Annotated in this window: 18 protein-coding genes; 5 read left to right on the top strand and 13 right to left on the bottom strand. The window is 71.1% G+C overall.

Annotated elements, in window-relative coordinates; genetic code table 11:
- Positions 1–6: 6 nt before the first annotated feature.
- The 9 genes from nuoI to AC1UE5_RS13325 form a co-directional block, all read right to left on the bottom strand.
- Positions 7–540: an NADH-quinone oxidoreductase subunit NuoI gene (gene nuoI, locus AC1UE5_RS13365; protein ID WP_482924132.1), complete on the bottom strand. Its 534-nt coding sequence runs from the start codon at positions 538–540 to the stop codon at positions 7–9.
- Positions 540–1,568 (bottom strand): NADH-quinone oxidoreductase subunit NuoH, encoded by a 1,029-nt coding sequence (nuoH, locus tag AC1UE5_RS13360; RefSeq protein WP_482924130.1) that lies wholly within the window; start codon positions 1,566–1,568, stop codon positions 540–542. The genes nuoI and nuoH overlap by 1 nt, the downstream gene beginning before the upstream one ends.
- A complete protein-coding gene (gene nuoG, locus AC1UE5_RS13355; RefSeq protein WP_482924127.1) occupies positions 1,565–4,024 on the bottom strand; it encodes an NADH-quinone oxidoreductase subunit NuoG in 2,460 nt (819 codons plus the stop codon). The genes nuoH and nuoG overlap by 4 nt, the downstream gene beginning before the upstream one ends.
- An 8-nt stretch (positions 4,025–4,032) precedes the next feature.
- A complete protein-coding gene (gene nuoF, locus AC1UE5_RS13350; RefSeq protein WP_482924125.1) occupies positions 4,033–5,346 on the bottom strand; it encodes an NADH-quinone oxidoreductase subunit NuoF in 1,314 nt (437 codons plus the stop codon).
- The gene (locus AC1UE5_RS13345; RefSeq protein WP_482924123.1) at positions 5,343–6,083 is read right to left on the bottom strand and encodes an NADH-quinone oxidoreductase subunit NuoE family protein; all 741 of its coding nucleotides are present in this window, start codon (positions 6,081–6,083) and stop codon (positions 5,343–5,345) included. Before AC1UE5_RS13345 ends, nuoF begins: the two co-directional genes overlap by 4 nt.
- On the bottom strand, positions 6,080–7,333 hold the full coding sequence (gene nuoD, locus AC1UE5_RS13340) for an NADH dehydrogenase (quinone) subunit D (protein ID WP_482924120.1): 1,254 nt from the start codon (positions 7,331–7,333) through the stop codon (positions 6,080–6,082). The genes AC1UE5_RS13345 and nuoD overlap by 4 nt, the downstream gene beginning before the upstream one ends.
- A complete protein-coding gene (locus AC1UE5_RS13335; protein ID WP_482924117.1) occupies positions 7,330–7,839 on the bottom strand; it encodes an NADH-quinone oxidoreductase subunit C in 510 nt (169 codons plus the stop codon). The genes nuoD and AC1UE5_RS13335 overlap by 4 nt, the downstream gene beginning before the upstream one ends.
- The gene (locus tag AC1UE5_RS13330; protein ID WP_482924115.1) at positions 7,832–8,428 is read right to left on the bottom strand and encodes an NADH-quinone oxidoreductase subunit B; all 597 of its coding nucleotides are present in this window, start codon (positions 8,426–8,428) and stop codon (positions 7,832–7,834) included. The genes AC1UE5_RS13335 and AC1UE5_RS13330 overlap by 8 nt, the downstream gene beginning before the upstream one ends.
- A gap of 71 nt (positions 8,429–8,499) precedes the next feature.
- Positions 8,500–8,898 carry an NADH-quinone oxidoreductase subunit A gene (locus AC1UE5_RS13325; RefSeq protein WP_482924113.1) on the bottom strand — a complete coding sequence of 133 codons (399 nt, stop codon included), beginning with the start codon at positions 8,896–8,898 and terminating at the stop codon, positions 8,500–8,502.
- A gap of 23 nt (positions 8,899–8,921) precedes the next feature.
- Between AC1UE5_RS13325 and AC1UE5_RS13320 the strand changes: the two genes are divergently transcribed.
- A complete protein-coding gene (locus tag AC1UE5_RS13320; RefSeq protein ID WP_482924111.1) occupies positions 8,922–9,383 on the top strand; it encodes a hypothetical protein in 462 nt (153 codons plus the stop codon).
- A 7-nt stretch (positions 9,384–9,390) separates the two neighbouring features.
- On the opposite strand, the gene AC1UE5_RS13315 is transcribed toward AC1UE5_RS13320, so the two are convergent.
- The gene (locus tag AC1UE5_RS13315) at positions 9,391–9,891 is read right to left on the bottom strand and encodes a flavin reductase family protein (RefSeq protein WP_482924109.1); all 501 of its coding nucleotides are present in this window, start codon (positions 9,889–9,891) and stop codon (positions 9,391–9,393) included.
- A 130-nt stretch (positions 9,892–10,021) separates the two neighbouring features.
- Positions 10,022–10,438 (bottom strand): hypothetical protein, encoded by a 417-nt coding sequence (locus AC1UE5_RS13310; RefSeq protein ID WP_482924107.1) that lies wholly within the window; start codon positions 10,436–10,438, stop codon positions 10,022–10,024.
- Positions 10,439–10,472: 34 nt separating this feature from the next.
- Between AC1UE5_RS13310 and AC1UE5_RS13305 the strand changes: the two genes are divergently transcribed.
- Complete coding sequence (locus AC1UE5_RS13305; RefSeq protein WP_482924105.1) at positions 10,473–10,889, top strand: c-type cytochrome; 417 nt, start codon at positions 10,473–10,475, stop codon at positions 10,887–10,889.
- A 22-nt stretch (positions 10,890–10,911) separates the two neighbouring features.
- Complete coding sequence (gene serS, locus AC1UE5_RS13300; RefSeq protein WP_482924102.1) at positions 10,912–12,156, top strand: serine--tRNA ligase; 1,245 nt, start codon at positions 10,912–10,914, stop codon at positions 12,154–12,156.
- Here the strand turns inward: serS and AC1UE5_RS13295 are convergent.
- Positions 12,117–12,563, bottom strand: coding sequence for an STAS domain-containing protein (locus tag AC1UE5_RS13295; protein ID WP_482924099.1), 447 nt, complete (start codon positions 12,561–12,563; stop codon positions 12,117–12,119). The genes serS and AC1UE5_RS13295 overlap by 40 nt on opposite strands.
- A gap of 45 nt (positions 12,564–12,608) precedes the next feature.
- Entirely contained in the window at positions 12,609–13,706 is a 1,098-nt protein-coding gene (locus tag AC1UE5_RS13290; RefSeq protein WP_482924097.1) for a response regulator, read from the bottom strand.
- 98 nt (positions 13,707–13,804) lie between these two features.
- On the opposite strand from AC1UE5_RS13290, the gene AC1UE5_RS13285 reads away from it, so the two are divergent.
- Positions 13,805–14,515 (top strand): FadR/GntR family transcriptional regulator, encoded by a 711-nt coding sequence (locus AC1UE5_RS13285; RefSeq protein WP_482924094.1) that lies wholly within the window; start codon positions 13,805–13,807, stop codon positions 14,513–14,515.
- A 15-nt stretch (positions 14,516–14,530) separates the two neighbouring features.
- On the top strand, positions 14,531–15,001 hold the full coding sequence (locus AC1UE5_RS13280; RefSeq protein WP_482924092.1) for an NUDIX domain-containing protein: 471 nt from the start codon (positions 14,531–14,533) through the stop codon (positions 14,999–15,001).
- The last annotated feature ends 88 nt before the right edge of the window (positions 15,002–15,089 follow it).

Genomic DNA, 15,089 nt, shown 5'->3' with positions numbered 1-15,089 from the left:
TCTCGGCTACTCGCCCTCGCGCCGCAGCGGCGTGCGCTCGAGCGGCTCCGCGAGCAGCATCTCCTTGGTGAAGATGAGGTCGGAGCGCGTGTAGTCGGACAGCTCGTAGTCGTGGCCCATCGTGATCGCGTCGAACGGGCACGCGATCTCGCAGTAGCCGCAGAAGATGCAGCGGCTCATGTTGATCTCGTAGACCGCCGCGTAGCGCTCGCCGGCCGAGATCCGGTGCTCGGGCGTGTTCTCGGCGGCGACCACGCGGATGCAGTCCGCCGGGCAGGCGGCCGCGCACAGCGAGCAGCCGACGCACTTCTCCAGGCCGGTGTCCTCGAACTTGTGGAGCTTGTGACGCCCGCGGAAGCGCGGGTAGACCGGCGTCTTCTCCTCGGGGTACTGGATCGTCACCGGCTTCTCGAGGAGCCGGGCGAACACCGTCTTCATCCCGCGGAGGGTCTCGCCGAAGACGCGGTAGGCGCCGCCTGCGCCGCCCGGCTCGGGCCCGCGCGGGACGACGAGGACGTCATTCCCAGGGTCGTACGGCATCAGTCGAGGGTCACCACCAGGATCGCGGTCACGAGGGCGTTCGCCGTGGCCAGCGGGAGCAGGACCTTCCAGCCGAAGGACATCAGCTGGTCGTACCGCAGGCGCGGAAGGGCGGCGCGCACCCAGATGAAGAAGAAGAGGAAGGCGGACATCTTCACCAGGACGACGATGGGGTCCACCCACGTCGGCGGGTCGATGCCGAACGGCAGCAGCCAGCCGCCGAAGAAGAACGTCGTCATGAGCAACGACGCGATCATCATGTTCAGGTACTCGCCGAACAGGTAGGCGACCATCTTGGCCCCGCCGTACTCGGTCATGTAGCCCTGGACGAGCTCGGCGTCCGCCTCGGGGAGGTCGAACGGGGCGCGGTTCGTCTCGGCGAAGCTCGCCGTCATGAAGACGAGGAACCCGACGATCTGCGGGATGAAGTACCACATCCCCTCCTGCGCGTGGACGATCTCGGTCATCGAGAGCGTCCCGGCGGTCATCAGCACGCCGACGAGCGCCAGGCCCTGCGCCACCTCGTAGGAGATGAGCTGGGCCGCGGCGCGCATGGCGCCGAGGAAGGAGTACTTCGAGCCCGACGCCCAGCCGCCGAGCATCGGCGCGTAGAAGGCGATCGCGCCGAAGGCGAAGAGGTAGAGGATGCCGACCGACACGTCGATGCCGTACAGGCCGACCTGCGTGCCGAAGATGTCGACGGTGTCGCCGAACGGGACGATCGCCAGCGCCGCGACCGCGGTCATGATCGAGATGACCGGGGCGATGATGTAGAGCCACCCGATCGCGGTGACCGGGCGGGTGTTCTCCTTGGTGGCGAACTTGACGATCTCCGCCAGCGGCTGGAGGAGGCCGTACGGGCCCACGCGGTTCGGGCCGTAGCGCATCTGGAAGCGGCCCAGCAGCTTGCGCTCGATGACGATCGTCACCGGGAGGATCTGCAGGATCACGGCGAAGATCACGATCGCCTTGATGATCTGGATCCACCAGGGCTCGAAGTACTGCACCTCGGCCAGGATCGGGGTCACGGCTTGCGAACCTCCACCAGCTCGGCGCCGGCCAGGACGTTCGCGTTGTCCGCGCCGATGCTCTCCTCCAGGAAGACGGTGCCCGCGGGCATGTCGCTGCGGACGGCCACGGTCGCGCGGACCGTCGTGCCGTTCGAGCCGACCACCACGCGCTCGCCCGGCGCGACGCCCAGGCGGGCGGCGTCGTCGGGCGACAGCTCGGCGCGCTGGCGCGCGGCGAGGAACTTGAGCGCCGGCGAGACCTCGACCTCGGGCGCGGCCCAGATCGACTTGAACGTGCCCAGCCGCAGCTTGCCGTTCGGCGACGCGGCCGGCGTCGTGTCGACGTGCGGCTCGGGCAGCGCGGGCGCCGCGGGGAAGGCCGAGGCCGCGTCGCGGTCCTGCCAGCGCAGGCCGCGGCCGCCGATCTCGTCGAGCGTCACGCCCGCGTAGAACGGCACGGCGTTCGCGATCTGGCTCAGCACCTGGCCGGCCGTCATCGCGCGGGCGCCGACGCCGAGCTCGCGGCTCAGGTGGTCCAGCAGCTGCCACTCGAAGCGGTTCTGGCCCTGGTGGGCGATCGCCTGGCGCACGCGCTGCAGGCGGCCGTCCGGATGGGTCAGCGTGCCGTCCTTCTCGGGGTTGGACAGCGCCGGGAAGACGACCGTCGCGTGCTTGGCCAGGCCCTCGGTGAGGAAGCCGGCGTGCGCGATGACGGTCGTGGCCTGCGTGAGCGCCGCGTCCCAGGCGTCGCCGCGCGGCAGCTCGCGGACCGGGTCGACGTGCAGCAGGTACAGCGCGCTGACGTCCCCGGCGGCCGCGGCGTCGCGGATCTCCGGCGTCGTGCGGCCGGCCTTCGCGGCGTCCGCGTAGCCCGGGCCCCACGCCGGCGCGAAGCCGACCTCGCGCAGACCGCGGCCGTTCGACGTGGCCGGCACCTCGAGGATGCCCGCGCCCGCCGTCTCCCGGACGTTCAGCCCGTCGGCCAGGCGCAGCACGGCCTGCGCGTCGCGCAGGCGCTCGCCGTAGAGGACGACGACGTCGGTGCCGGCCCCGGTGAGGAACTCGGCCACGCCGCGGACGTCCTCGACGGTCGCGCCGGCGGCCTCGGCCAGCGACGCGAGCGAGGCGGACGCGCTGTCGCGGACGGCCTCGGCCAGCGCGGCGGCGAACTGGCCGCCGCGGCCCGGCGCGTAGCGGACCGACACGGCCGCGTTGGCGTCCAGCGACGACGGGCGGCTCGACGCGATCGCGAGCTTGACGCCGTTGCGGCGCACGCCCTTGCGCAGGCGCAGGTCGAGGCCCGGCGCGTCGTCGACCGGCTCGGTGTCGAGCACGAGGACGGCGTGGGCGAACTCGAGGTCCTGCACCGTCGCCTGCAGCGCGGGCGCGGCGAGGGCGACCTGCTCCTCGCGCGTGCGGGCGCCGTACGGCGAGCCGTCGATGTCGCCGGAGCCGAGGCCCTCGCGCACCAGCCGCTGGAGGAGGAACGCCTCCTCGTTGGTGGTGCCGTTGCCGGCCAGCGCGGCGGTCTTGGCGCCGGCGGCCTTCAGCGCGTCACGGGCGACCGCCAGGGCGTCCTCCCACGAGGCCGGGACCAGCTCGTCGCCGTCGCGCAGCAGCGGCGTCGTGATGCGCTCCTCGACGTGCGCGGCCTGGTAGGCGAAGCGCCCGCGGTCGCACAGCCAGCCGTCGTCGACGTGCTCGTTGTCGCGGCCGAGGACGCGCAGGACGCGCTCGTCGCGGACGGTGTACGAGACGTTGCACTGCGTCGGGCACAGCGTGCAGACCGAGCCGGACTGCTCGATGTCCCACGGGCGCGCGCGGAAGCGGTACGGCTGCGAGGTGAGCGCGCCCACCGGGCACAGCTCGATGATGTTGCCGCTGAAGGGCGCGACGTACGGGTGGCCGTCGAAGGTCGCGACGTAGGTCGCGGCGCCGCGCTCCTGGAGGACCAGCTGGTAGTCCTCGGAGACCTCCTGCGAGAACCGCACGCAGCGGTAGCAGAGGATGCAGCGCTCGCGGTCGATCGCGATCAGCGGCGACAGCGCGAGCGGCTTCTGGAAGTGGCGCTTGGGCTCGACGAAGCGGGAGCGGCCGCCGCCCCAGCCCATCGAGATGTCCTGCAGCGGGCACTCGCCGCCCTTGTCGCAGACCGGGCAGTCGAGCGGGTGGTTGATGAGCAGGAACTCGACGACGGCCTGCTGCGCGGTGCGGACGCGCTCGGTCTGCGTGTGGACGACCATCCCGTCCTTGACCGGCGTGGAGCACGCGGTCTGGAGCTTGGGGATGCCCTCCACCTCGACCAGGCACATGCGGCAGGCGCCGACGGGCGCGCCGAGCTTGGGCTCGTAGCAGAAGACGGGGATCTCGATGTCGCCGTACTTGGCGGCGTCCACGAGCATCTCGTTCTGCGGGGCGGTGACCTCACGACCGTCGATCGTGAAGGTCACCATCGTGACCTCGGGGCGGGGCATGACGGTGGCTAGACGGCTCCCTGGAGGACCTGGATCGGGGTCTCGAGGGGCTCGTCCGTGCCGAGCTCGTTGCGGCGGCGCGCCTCCTCGATGTACGCCTCGAACTCGGGGCGGAACTTCTCGACCATGGACCCGACCGGCATCGCCATCGCGTCGCCGAGGACGCAGAGGCAGTTGCCGATGATGTTCGTGCAGACCGACGCGGCGATGTCCAGGTCCATCGGGGTGGCCTGGCCCTTCTTGATCCGCTCGAGCATCTTCACGGTCCAGTTCGTGCCCTCGCGGCACGGCGAGCACTTGCCGCACGACTCGTGCTTGTAGAACTCGGCCGTCCAGAGGGCGACGTCGACGACCGACTGGGAGTCGTCGATGACGATGATGGCGCCGGAGCCGAGCATCGAGCCGGCCTTCGCCATCGAGTCGAAGTCGTACGGCAGGTCGAGGTCGTCGGCGGTGAGGACCGGCGAGGACGAGCCGCCGGGGAACCAGAACTTCACCTCGCGCCCGGCCGGCGGGCCGCCGGCGAGGCCGTAGATGATGTCCCGGCTCTTCATGCCGAGCTCGATCTCGAAGTTGCCCGGGTTGCGGACGTTGCCGGAGACCGAGACGACCTTCGTGCCCGACGAGTTCTCGACGCCGATCTTCGCGTACTCGGCGCCGCCCATGTCGATGATCGCCGGGACGCACGAGAGCGTCTCGACGTTGTTGATGAGCGTCGGGCCCTGGTACAGGCCCTGGTTGGCCGGGAACGGCGGCTTCAGGCGCGGGTTGCCGCGCTTGCCCTCGAGCGAGTCGAGCAGCGCGGTCTCCTCGCCGCAGATGTAGGCGCCGGCGCCGCGGTGGACCCACATCGTCAGGTCCAGGCCGGAGCCGAGGATGTTCTCGCCCAGGAAGCCGGCGGCCTTCGCCTCCTCGACCGCCTTCTCGAGGATCGTCGCCTGCAGGTCGTACTCGCCGCGGATGTAGATGAACGCGCGGTTGATGCCGCCCGCGTACGAGGCGATGATCATGCCCTCGATCAGCTGATGCGGGTTCTTCTGCATCAGCTCGCGGTCCATGAACGTGCCGGGCTCGGACTCGTCCGCGTTGCAGCACAGGTACTTGTCCATCGTGCCCTTGGGCAGGAACGAGACCTTGCGGCCCATCGCGAAGCCGGCGCCGCCGCGGCCGCGGACGCCCGAGGCGAGCAGCTCCTCGAGGACGGCCTCCGGCGGCATCTGGAGCGCCTTGCGCAGCGCCTGGTACCCGCCGCGCTCCTCGTACACGCGGAGCGTGTCGAGGCCGGGCTGGTCGATGTCCTTGTAGAGAAGCGTCTGGGTCATGCGTCCTGCTCCGGGCGAGAGGCTGCGGGGTTGACGTTCGGGTCGACGCTCGGGCGGCGCGCGAGCTGCTTGGCCGGGAGGATCTCCTGGCCGGCGCGCACCTGCTCGATCATCTCCGGGACCTCGTCGAGGTCGATCGGCCCGACGTAGACGCCGTCGATCGACGCCATCGGCGCGATGTCGCAGGCCCCGAGGCACTCGAAGCCGCGGACCTCGATCTCGGCGTCGTCGCCGACCTGCGCCTTGACGCGCTCGGCGAGCTCGCGCCCGCCGTTGAGCGAGCACGAGATGTTGGTGCACACGAAGATCCGGTGCTTGCGCTTGGTCTTCGTGTCGTACATGTCGTAGAACGACGCGACCGAGATGAGGTAGCCGGGCGTGAGCCGCATGACGCACGCGACCTGGCGGATCGCCTCGGGCGACGTCCAGCCGTGCAGGCGCTGCGCGGCGGCGAGGGCGGGGAGCGCGGCGGACTTGCGGTCCGGGTAGCGCGACATCAGCTCCTCGATCTCCGCGCGCAGCTCGTCGGGCACCGGCGTCAGCGCCGGGTCCGGGATCTGCTGCGGCTGCTTCGTGAGGTCGGCGGCGTCGTCCCAGCCGGGGACGCGCGAGCCGTTGCCGAAGCGCGGGACGACCTCGTACAGCTCCTGCGGGATCTCGTCGGTCGTGCGGCCGTGCTTGCGCTCGCCGACGTGCAGGTGCGCGCGCGGCTCGGGCGCGTGCGGAGGAGTGCTCACCGGTCGATGCCTCCCAGGATCGGGTCGAGCATCGCGAGCGTCGCGATGAAGTCGGCGATGTACGTGTCGCGGACCATGTCCGGGAACGCCTGGAGGTTCACGAACGAGGGGTCGCGCATGTGCGCGCGGGCCGGCTTGGACGAGCCGTCCGAGCGGATGAACATCCCGTACTCGCCGCGCGGGCCCTCGATCGGGAAGTACACCTCGCCCGGCGGGACGCGGAACCCCTCCGTCACCAGCTTGAAGTGGTGGATGAGGGACTCCATCGAGGTGGCGAGCTCGTGCCGCGGCGGCAGCACGACCTTGCGGTCGTCCGAGCGGTACGGCCCCTCGGGGAGCCCGTCGAGCGCCTGGTCGATGATGTCGCACGACTGGAGGACCTCCTCCATCCGCACGATGTACCGGTCGTAGTTGTCGCCCTCGGTCCCGACCGGGACCTTGAAGTCGAAGTCCTCGTACGAGCAGTACGGCTCGGCCTTGCGCAGGTCCCACGGCACGCCGGCGGCCCGCAGCAGCGGGCCGGTGACGCCCAGCTCGAGCAGGCGGTCGGCCGGCACGGCGCCGATGTGGCGCAGGCGCTGCAGGAAGATCTCGTTCTTGTCGAGGATCGCGCGGTACTGGCCGAGGCGGCTGCGCATCCCCTTGGTGAACTCGCGGCACTTCTCGGCCCAGCCGACCGGGATGTCCTCCGCGACGCCGCCGACCTGGAAGTACCGCGTGTGCATGCGCGCGCCGGTCGACATCTCGAAGAGGTCGAGGATCGCGTCGCGCTCGCGGTAGCCGTACCAGAACATCGAGATCGCGCCGAGGTCGAGCGCGCTGGTCAGCAGCCACAGGAGGTGGCTGTTGATGCGCATCAGCTCCATGTGGATGACCCGCAGGTACTGCGCGCGCTTGGGGATCTCCAGCTCGAGCAGCGTCTCCACCGCGCCGCAGTACGCGTACGCGTTGAAGAAGTACGCGAGGTAGTCCATCCGCTCGACGACGGGGATGCCCTTCCAGTAGGACTTGTCCTCGATCGTCTTCTCGATGCCGGTGTGGACGTAGCCGATGACCGGCTTGGTGTCGCGGACGATCTCGCCCTCGAGCGCCGTGAGGAGCCGCAGCACGCCGTGCGTCGCCGGGTGGTGCGGCCCGAAGTTGATGGTGAGCAGCTCGCGCTCGGGCTCGCGCCCGCCGATCTGCTCCTGCGGCGTCGCGAACTCGACCTCGTTCGCCGCGCCGGTCTGGGTGGAGAGGGTGCCGCTCACTGGGTGTAGTCCGTCCCGCGCGCGTCGTTGTAGGTGAAGAGGACCGGCTCTCCACCGACGGGGAAGTCGCGTCGCTGGGGGTAGCCCTCGTAGTCCTCGGGCATGAGGATCCGGCGCAGGTCCGGGTGGCCGTCGAAGACGACCCCGAACATGTCGAAGACCTCGCGCTCCTGGTGATCCGCGGTGGGCCAGTCGGGCGTCACCGACGGCACGTTGGGCGCCTCGGTGGACACGCGGAGCTTGACCGTCACGCGGTCGACCTCCTTCATGTCCAGCAGCTCGTAGTGGACGCCGAGGCGGGGCTCCTCAGGGTAGTAGTCCACGCCGTGCACGCTCATCAGGGCGGTGAAGCCCTTCCCCTTGAGCTGCTGCAGGACCCAGGCGACCTTCGACGGCTCGACGATCAGCTGCGCCTTCCCGCGGAAGTGCAGCGTGTCGAGGACGGAATCCGGGTCGGCGTCGCGCAGCTCCTGGGCGAGCAGCTCGAGGCCGGTCGCGTCAGGCACGCGTGACGTCCTCTTCGTCGAACACGTTGACGGCGGTCTGCTGGCCATCGGCCGGGACGATCTCCTCCGTGCCGACGGCGCCGTAGCGCTCGCGCCAGCCCAGCGTCGGGTCGTCGAGGACCATCTGGCGGAGCTTGAGGATGCCGTGCTGGAGCGCCTCGGGCCGCGGCGGGCAGCCGGGCACGTGGACGTCGATCGGCATGAACTTGTCGGCCGGGACGATCGCGTAGTTGTTGAAGACGCCCATCGACGAGGCGCAGGCGCCCATCGCGATGGAGAACTTCGGCTCCAGCATCTGGTCGTACAGACGGCGGACGATCGGCGCCATCTTGATCGAGACGCGCCCCGAGATGAACATGATGTCCGCCTGGCGCGGTGAGGCGCGCGCGGCCTCGAAGCCGAACCGCGCGGTGTCGACGCGGGCCGCGACGTGGCCCATCCACTCGATCGCGCAGCACGCCAGGCCGAAGGACATCGGGTACATCGAGTTGCCCCGGGCCCACTTCACGGCCTTGTCGAGCGTGGTGAACATGACCCGCTCCTCGACGTACTTCTCGAGCTCGGCGCCCTCGAGGTCGCCGCGGAGCATGGCGCGCGCGCTGAGCTGCCGCGAGCGGAAATCGGAGGCGGCAGCAGGGGTCCCGCCGCCGTTGGAGCGGATTACTTCCATTCGAGTGCACCTCGACGCCAGACGTAGACGAACGCGGTGAAGAGGAGACCGATGAAGACGATGATCTCCGTCATCGCGAACGTCCCGAACTCCCGCAGGTTGATCGCCACGGGGTAGAGGAAGATGACCTCGATGTCGAACAGGATGAACAGCATCGCGATCAGGTAGAAGCTGATCCCGAAGCGGAACCCGCTGCGGACATCCGACGGCAGACCACACTCATAGGGGTCGGCCGTCGCGTGGATGCTCTTCCGATGCTTCACGCCGAACCAGTGGTTCAGGTAGCTGAAGAGCAGACCGATGGCCGTCCCGAGACCCAGGAAGACGATGGCGGGAAGGTAAGAGCGGAGCATGGCCAGGAGACGTTGTAGCACGCGCTTGTGCGGCACTGTTACTTAGTGCTAAAGCGCGCATGAAGAGCATGGAGAACTTCCTCACGATCATTGCCCTGCTCGCGACCGTCCTGAACGGCATCGCTTCGATCTTCGGTGCCTTGGAGTGGTGGCGGGTGGCCCCCACCCCGCTCGCCTGGCGGCTCATCCGGATCGGCCAGGCGAGCGCGATCCTGCTCGCCGCCGGCGCCGGGATCGCGTACTTCAGCGGGCACGAGCCCGACTCCAGCCTGTTCTGGATCTACGCCCTCGTGCCCGTGGGCATCGGCTTCTTCGCCGAGCAGTTCCGCCTGCTCTCGGCGCAGACCGTCCTCGACGCCCGCGGCCTCGAGGACGCGCAGGCGGTCGGCGCGCTGCCCGAGGCCGAGCAGCGCTCCATCGTCGTGCAGATCGCGCGCCGCGAGCTGGGCGTGATGGCGCTCGCCGCGGGCGTCATCGCGTTCCTGGCGCTCCGGGCGATCGCCGAGGTCCCCGGGTTGTGAACCGACGTCACGCGCCGGGCGGCGCGATCTCGCGGTAGCCGCCCCGCCAGAAGACCAGCGGCTCGCCGTCCGGGTCGGCGTACATGCCGAGCACCCGGCCGACGCCGATCGTGTGGTCGCCGCCGGGCAGCAGCTCCTGCACCTCGCAGGCCAGCCACGCCAGCGCGCCGTCGAGCACCGGGACGCCGTGCTCCTCTGCGTGGGTGACCGCCGCGAACTTCTCGGCGGCGATCCGCTTGGAGGCGAAGACGGCCGCGATCTCCTCCTGCCCGGCGCGCAGGACGTTGACCGCGAACCGGCCCGCGCCGCGGACGACCGGCAGCGTGCGGGAGCCGTTGTCGAACGCGACGACCACGAGCGGCGGGTCGAGCGACAGCGACGTGAAGGCGTTGGTCGTCAGCCCGGCGGGCCCCGCGTCGCCGCTGGCGGTCACGACCGTGACGCCCGTCGGGAAGAGGCCGACGGTGTCGCGGAAGCTCCGCTGGTCCGTGGCTGACGGCCGGCTCATGGAGCCAGCGTATGGCGAGGGAAGGTCCGCCCGGCGCACGGCCGTTCGGTTGCCGCCGTTGAAGGACCGATCGCGAGGGACATCGTCAAGCGAAAGGTCGCTGGCCGGCGCCGGGCACATGTCGTGTTCGTCACTTGGCCCCGGACTCCTCCACGATCAGCTCGCCGTACTGGCCGAGGTCGTCGTGGTTGGCGATCGTGCAGGCCAGCCGGTACTCGCCGGGCTCCAGGTCGTCGAAGGTCACGGCGGCCGACTCGCCCGGCTGCGTGGAGCGCGTGCCGCCGATCTCCTCGACGGGCGCCTCGCTGTCGTGGGGGTCCTCGCGGACGATCTTGACGTTGTGCGTGAGGCGGCCGACGTTGGTCGCGACGATGCGCAGGCGGCCGGCCCGGACACGCACGTCCTGGGGCATGATCCGGTACTCGTCGAGCTTCAGGCGCAGGGTCGAGCCCTCGATCCGGGCGGGCTCCTCGTCGCCGCAGGCGGAGGTCGCGAGGGCGAGCAGGAGCAGGATCGGGATGAACGTGCGGGCAGAGGGGAAGGACATTCAGCGCGACAGTGTCCTAGAGTTCCGGACCCGCATGACCCGACCGTCGTTCAAGCACGCCGCCGCCCTCGTCGTCTGCGCCGCGGCCCTCAGCGCCTGTGGCAGCGAGGAGATCTCCTCCGAGGTCGCCGCGTCCGGCGACAAGAACCTCGAGCGCGGGGCCCAGCTCTTCGCCGATCGCTGCTCGGGCTGCCACACCCTCAGCTACGCCGGCACCCAGGGCTCCGCCACGAAGGTGCGCGACCGCGAGCGCACGGACGGCCCGAACTTCAACGTCCGCCCGGAGGACCGCGAGTCCGTGCTGTACGCGATCCGCAACGGCGGGTTCTCCGGCGCGATCATGCCGCAGAACATCGTCGTGGGCGAGGACGCCGAGGCCGTCGCCGACTTCGTCGCCGAGTTCGCCGGCCGCCAGGCCGACACTCCGGCGTCGCCGGACTCCGGCGAGTAGCCCAGCCGCACCGGCGCGGTCGATGCTCGACGCCAGGCTCCTCCGTCGCGACCCGGACGCCGTGCGCACGGCGCTGGCACGGCGCGGCGACACGGAGTCGCTCGACCGCTGGCTCGAGCTGGACGAGCGCTGGCGTGCCGCGGTCGCGCGCTTCGAGGAGCTGCGCGCCGAGCAGAACGCGGCCTCGCAGCAGATCGGGCGCGCCAAGAAGTCGGGCGAGGACGCCTCCGCCGCCATCGCGCGGATGCAGGAGGTCGCGGGCGAGGTCAAGCGGCTCGGCGCCGAGCGCGACGCGACGGAGGCCGAGCGCGACACGCTGCTCGCGTCGCTTCCGAACCTCCCCGACCCGTCGTCGCCCGACGAGGACACGGTGGTGCGCGAGGTCGGGGACGCCACGAAGACCGGCCGCGACCACCTGGAGCTGGCCGGCGAGCGGATCGACATGGAGCGCGGCGCGCGCCTGTCGGGCTCGCGGTTCCTCTACCTGCGCGGCGAGCTCGTCTTCCTCGAGCTGGCGCTCGTGCGCTGGGTGCTCGAGAAGCTGCGCGGCAAGGGCTTCGAGCCGGTGATCCCGCCGGTGCTGGTGCGCGAGCAGGCGCTCTACGGGACGGGCTTCCTGCCCGACACCGAGCAGCAGATCTACCACCTGCCCGCCGACGACCTGTACCTCGCCGGGACGTCCGAGGTGGCGCTCGCGTCGCTGCACGCCGGCGAGATCCTCGACGCGTCCGAGCTGCCGCTCCGCTACGCCGGGTTCTCCCCCTGCTTCCGCCGCGAGGCCGGCGCCGCCGGGCGCGACACGCGCGGCATGTTCCGCGTCCACCAGTTCGACAAGGTCGAGATGTTCTCGTTCGTCGAGCCGGACAAGAGCTTCGAGGAGCACGAGCGGCTGCTGGCGATCGAGGAGGAGATCCTCTCCGACCTCGGCATCCCCTACCGCGTCGTGGACATCGCGATCAGCGACCTCGGCGCCTCGGCGGCGCGCAAGTTCGACTGCGAGGCGTGGCTGCCCGGCCAGGGCAAGTACCGCGAGCTGACCTCGACGTCGAACACGACCGACTACCAGGCCCGGCGCCTGGAGATCCGGCGGCGCGCGGAGGGCGGCAAGCCCGAGGTGCTGCACACGCTCAACGGCACCGCGGTCGCGGTCGGGCGCACGATCATCGCCCTGCTCGAGAACGGGCAGCGCGAGGACGGCTCGGTCGAGCTGCCGGCGGTGCTGGCGCCCTACGGCGCGCCGGCCGAGCTGCCCGCGCCGTCGGCGTGATCGCCGTCGGCGGCTGAGCCCGCCGCGCCCCGCCCGCGCTGGACGCGCTCGATCGCCGTCTCGCGGTCGGGCAGGATGTCGAACGTCGAGTCCAGGCGCGTGATCTCGAACAGGCGCAGCACCGTCGGGTTGCTCACCGCGAGCGCGAGCGTGCCCTGCTGGCGCGTCACCCGGCGCAGCGCGTTGAGCAGCACGCTGAGCCCCGTCGAGTCGATGAACGCGACGTCCGTCATGTCGATCACCACGCCGCTCTTGCCCGTCGCGATCGCGTCGTTGAGGCGATCGGAGAACTCGGGCGCGGTCGAGACGTGCACCTCGCCGCGGACGACGATCAGGTGCGTGTCGTCGTCGACGGCCTGCTCGTCGAGCTGGAAGGAAGGGGACGCGAACGACATGGACGGGGGCAAGAACGGACCATACACGGACGCCGGAGGCCCGTGCGGCTCCGTCCGTCAGGAGTCCGACACCTCGGCCGGAGCGCCTCGCGGGGCCGAGAACCGGGGCTCGGGCGCGAGCCGGTGGTGGTCGAGCTCGGTGAACGCCTCGACGACCTCCGGGTCGAACTGCGTGCCGGCCGCCTCGACGACCTCCGAGACCGCGCGGTCGATCGACCACGGCGGCTTGTACGGGCGCGCGCAGCACAGCGCGTCGAAGACGTCGGCGACGGCGACGATGCGGGCGGCGAGCGGGCTCGTCTCGCGCTGCAGGCCGCTCGGGTAGCCGGCGCCGTCCCACCGCTCGTGGTGGCGCAGCGCGACGTCCTCGGCGAGCTGGAGGACCGGCGACTCGCTGTCGGCCAGCATCCGCGCCCCGATCAGCGTGTGGCGGCGCATGATCGCGCGCTCCTCGCTCGTCAGGCTGCCGCTCTTGCGCAGCACGTGATCGGGGATGCCGATCTTGCCCACGTCGTGGAGCGGCGCGGCCAGCTCGATGAGCCGGACGGCCTCGGCGTCCAGCCCGAGCTGCACGGCCAGCAGCGCGGCGGTCTGCGCGACGCGGCGGGTGTGGGCGCCGGTGAGGTCGTCGCGGTACTCGGCCGCCAGCGCGAGCCGGTCGAGGACCTCCAGCCGGCTGGCCTCGACCTCGCGGGTGCGCGCGCGGACGCACTGCTCGAGCTCGTCGCCGCGCTCGGCCAGCGCCTGCTCGTGGCGGCGGGCGGCGAGCAGGTTGCGCACGCGCAGCTCCACTTCGAGCGGGTCGAACGGCTTGGTCACGAAGTCGCGCGCGCCGAGCCCGAGCGCCCGGCGGCGCGTCTCGGGCGTGATGTCGGCGGTCAGCACGAGCACCGGCAGCGGCAGGCTGTCCGGGGAGGGCACGGCCGTGCGCAGGTGGCGCATCACCTCGAAGCCGTCGGGGGCCGGCATGTGGAGGTCGAGCAGGACGAGGTCGGGGCGGGTCGCGGTGCAGAGCGCCACGGCCTTGGACGAGTCGGTCGTCGACACCACGTCGCTGACGCCCCAGCGCTCGAGCAGGGTCTCGAGCACGAGGACGTTCGGCTGGTGATCGTCGACCACGACCAGGCGCGCTCCCGCGAAGACGTCTGAGGTCACCCCTGCCCCCATACCCATCAGGGGACCATGATCGAGCCTGATGGACGAATGCACAACTTCCAGGTGAGAAGGCCGCGTTCCTATGATCGCGGCCAGACATGTTCGAACCGGTGCGTACACGTCACACCTTCGAGGAGGCTGCTGAGCAGATCGCCGAGAAGGTGCGCTCGGGCGAGCTGGGGCTCGGCGACAAGCTCCCGGCCGAGCGCGAGCTGGCGGTCCGCATGCAGATCTCCCGGCCCACGCTGCGAGAAGCGGCGCGCATCCTCGTGGAGGCGGGCCTGCTGGAGGTGCGCCGCGGGCCGGGCGGCGGGATGTTCGTGCGCAGCGACGTCGTGCCGGTCGAGCTCGTGCGCCAGCGCTCGTCGCTGCGGCTGGACGAGGTCGCGCAGGTGCTCGAGGCGCGCCGGCTGATCGAGCCGGGCGTCGCGAAGTTGGCGGCTCAGCGCGCGTCCGAGGAGCAGCTCGCGGCGCTCGAGCGGTCGATCGAGTCGATGCGCGAGATCGTGGCGCGCGGCTACCAGGCCGAGGACGAGGACCGGTTCCTGCAGCTCGACATGCAGTTCCACCTCGCGCTTGCGCGCGCGGCGGGCAACCCGACGGTCGAGTCGCTCATGCGCGCGCTCCTGCGGCAGCTGGAGATCGCCCGTGACATGGCGATGCACCTGCCGCTGGTGCCCGAGTGGACGATCGAGATCCACGAGCGGACGCTGTCGGCGGTGCGGTCCGGCGACCTGGACGTCGTGAGCGCGGTGATGGACGAGCACCTCGGCCAGCTCGAGCGGACGGCCAGCGCGGCGGACGAGTAGCGGCTCCGTGCGCTCGTGAGGCGACGCCACGCGGTGCGCGTGCTCCTGCTCGACGACGAGGACCGGCTGCTGCTCTTCCGGGCCGAGGAGCCCGAGACCGGCACTGCCTTGTGGTTCCCGGCCGGCGGGGGCCTGGAGGAGGGCGAGGACGTCCGCGCGGCTGCGGCGCGCGAGGTGGCGGAGGAGACCGGTCTCGCCGAGCTCGTGCTCGGTCCTGAGGTGTGGCGGCGCCGTCACGTCTTCGCGTGGCGCGGCGTCTGGCTGGATCAGCGCGAACGGTGGTTCATGGCCCGCGTGGCGCACTTCCGGCCGGACGGCGCGGGGATGACCGAGGCCGAGAAGGCCGACGTGACCGCGTGGCGGTGGTGGACGCTCGACGAGCTCGAGGCGACGAGCGACGACCTGGCCCCGCGCGCGCTGGCCGCGCACCTGCGGGTCCTCCTCACCGAGGGGCCGCCCGCGAGCCCGGTCGACGTCGGCGTTTGACCACCTGCCGCGGGGCGGCAATAGGTCAACTCCTCTGACCGTCCTGGTAAGGTCGGTTTACCTGTCGCCCTGGGGAGGACGATCTTGC

This window comes from Parviterribacter multiflagellatus (assembly GCF_056863265.1).
Note: the sequence above shows the minus strand (reverse complement) of the source record. Positions and strands in the feature narration are given on the sequence as shown.

Coding starts and splice junctions, on each gene's coding strand:
- AC1UE5_RS13305 (WP_482924105.1), top strand. CDS start 10,473: ATGACCCGACCGTCGTTCAAGCACGCCGCCGCCCTCGTCGTCTGCGCC.
- nuoI (WP_482924132.1), bottom strand. CDS start 540: ATGCCGTACGACCCTGGGAATGACGTCCTCGTCGTCCCGCGCGGGCCC.
- nuoF (WP_482924125.1), bottom strand. CDS start 5,346: ATGACCCAGACGCTTCTCTACAAGGACATCGACCAGCCCGGCCTCGAC.
- AC1UE5_RS13330 (WP_482924115.1), bottom strand. CDS start 8,428: ATGCTCCGCGGCGACCTCGAGGGCGCCGAGCTCGAGAAGTACGTCGAG.
- AC1UE5_RS13310 (WP_482924107.1), bottom strand. CDS start 10,438: ATGTCCTTCCCCTCTGCCCGCACGTTCATCCCGATCCTGCTCCTGCTC.
- serS (WP_482924102.1), top strand. CDS start 10,912: ATGCTCGACGCCAGGCTCCTCCGTCGCGACCCGGACGCCGTGCGCACG.
- AC1UE5_RS13320 (WP_482924111.1), top strand. CDS start 8,922: ATGAAGAGCATGGAGAACTTCCTCACGATCATTGCCCTGCTCGCGACC.
- AC1UE5_RS13315 (WP_482924109.1), bottom strand. CDS start 9,891: ATGAGCCGGCCGTCAGCCACGGACCAGCGGAGCTTCCGCGACACCGTC.
- AC1UE5_RS13285 (WP_482924094.1), top strand. CDS start 13,805: ATGTTCGAACCGGTGCGTACACGTCACACCTTCGAGGAGGCTGCTGAG.
- nuoG (WP_482924127.1), bottom strand. CDS start 4,024: ATGCCCCGCCCCGAGGTCACGATGGTGACCTTCACGATCGACGGTCGT.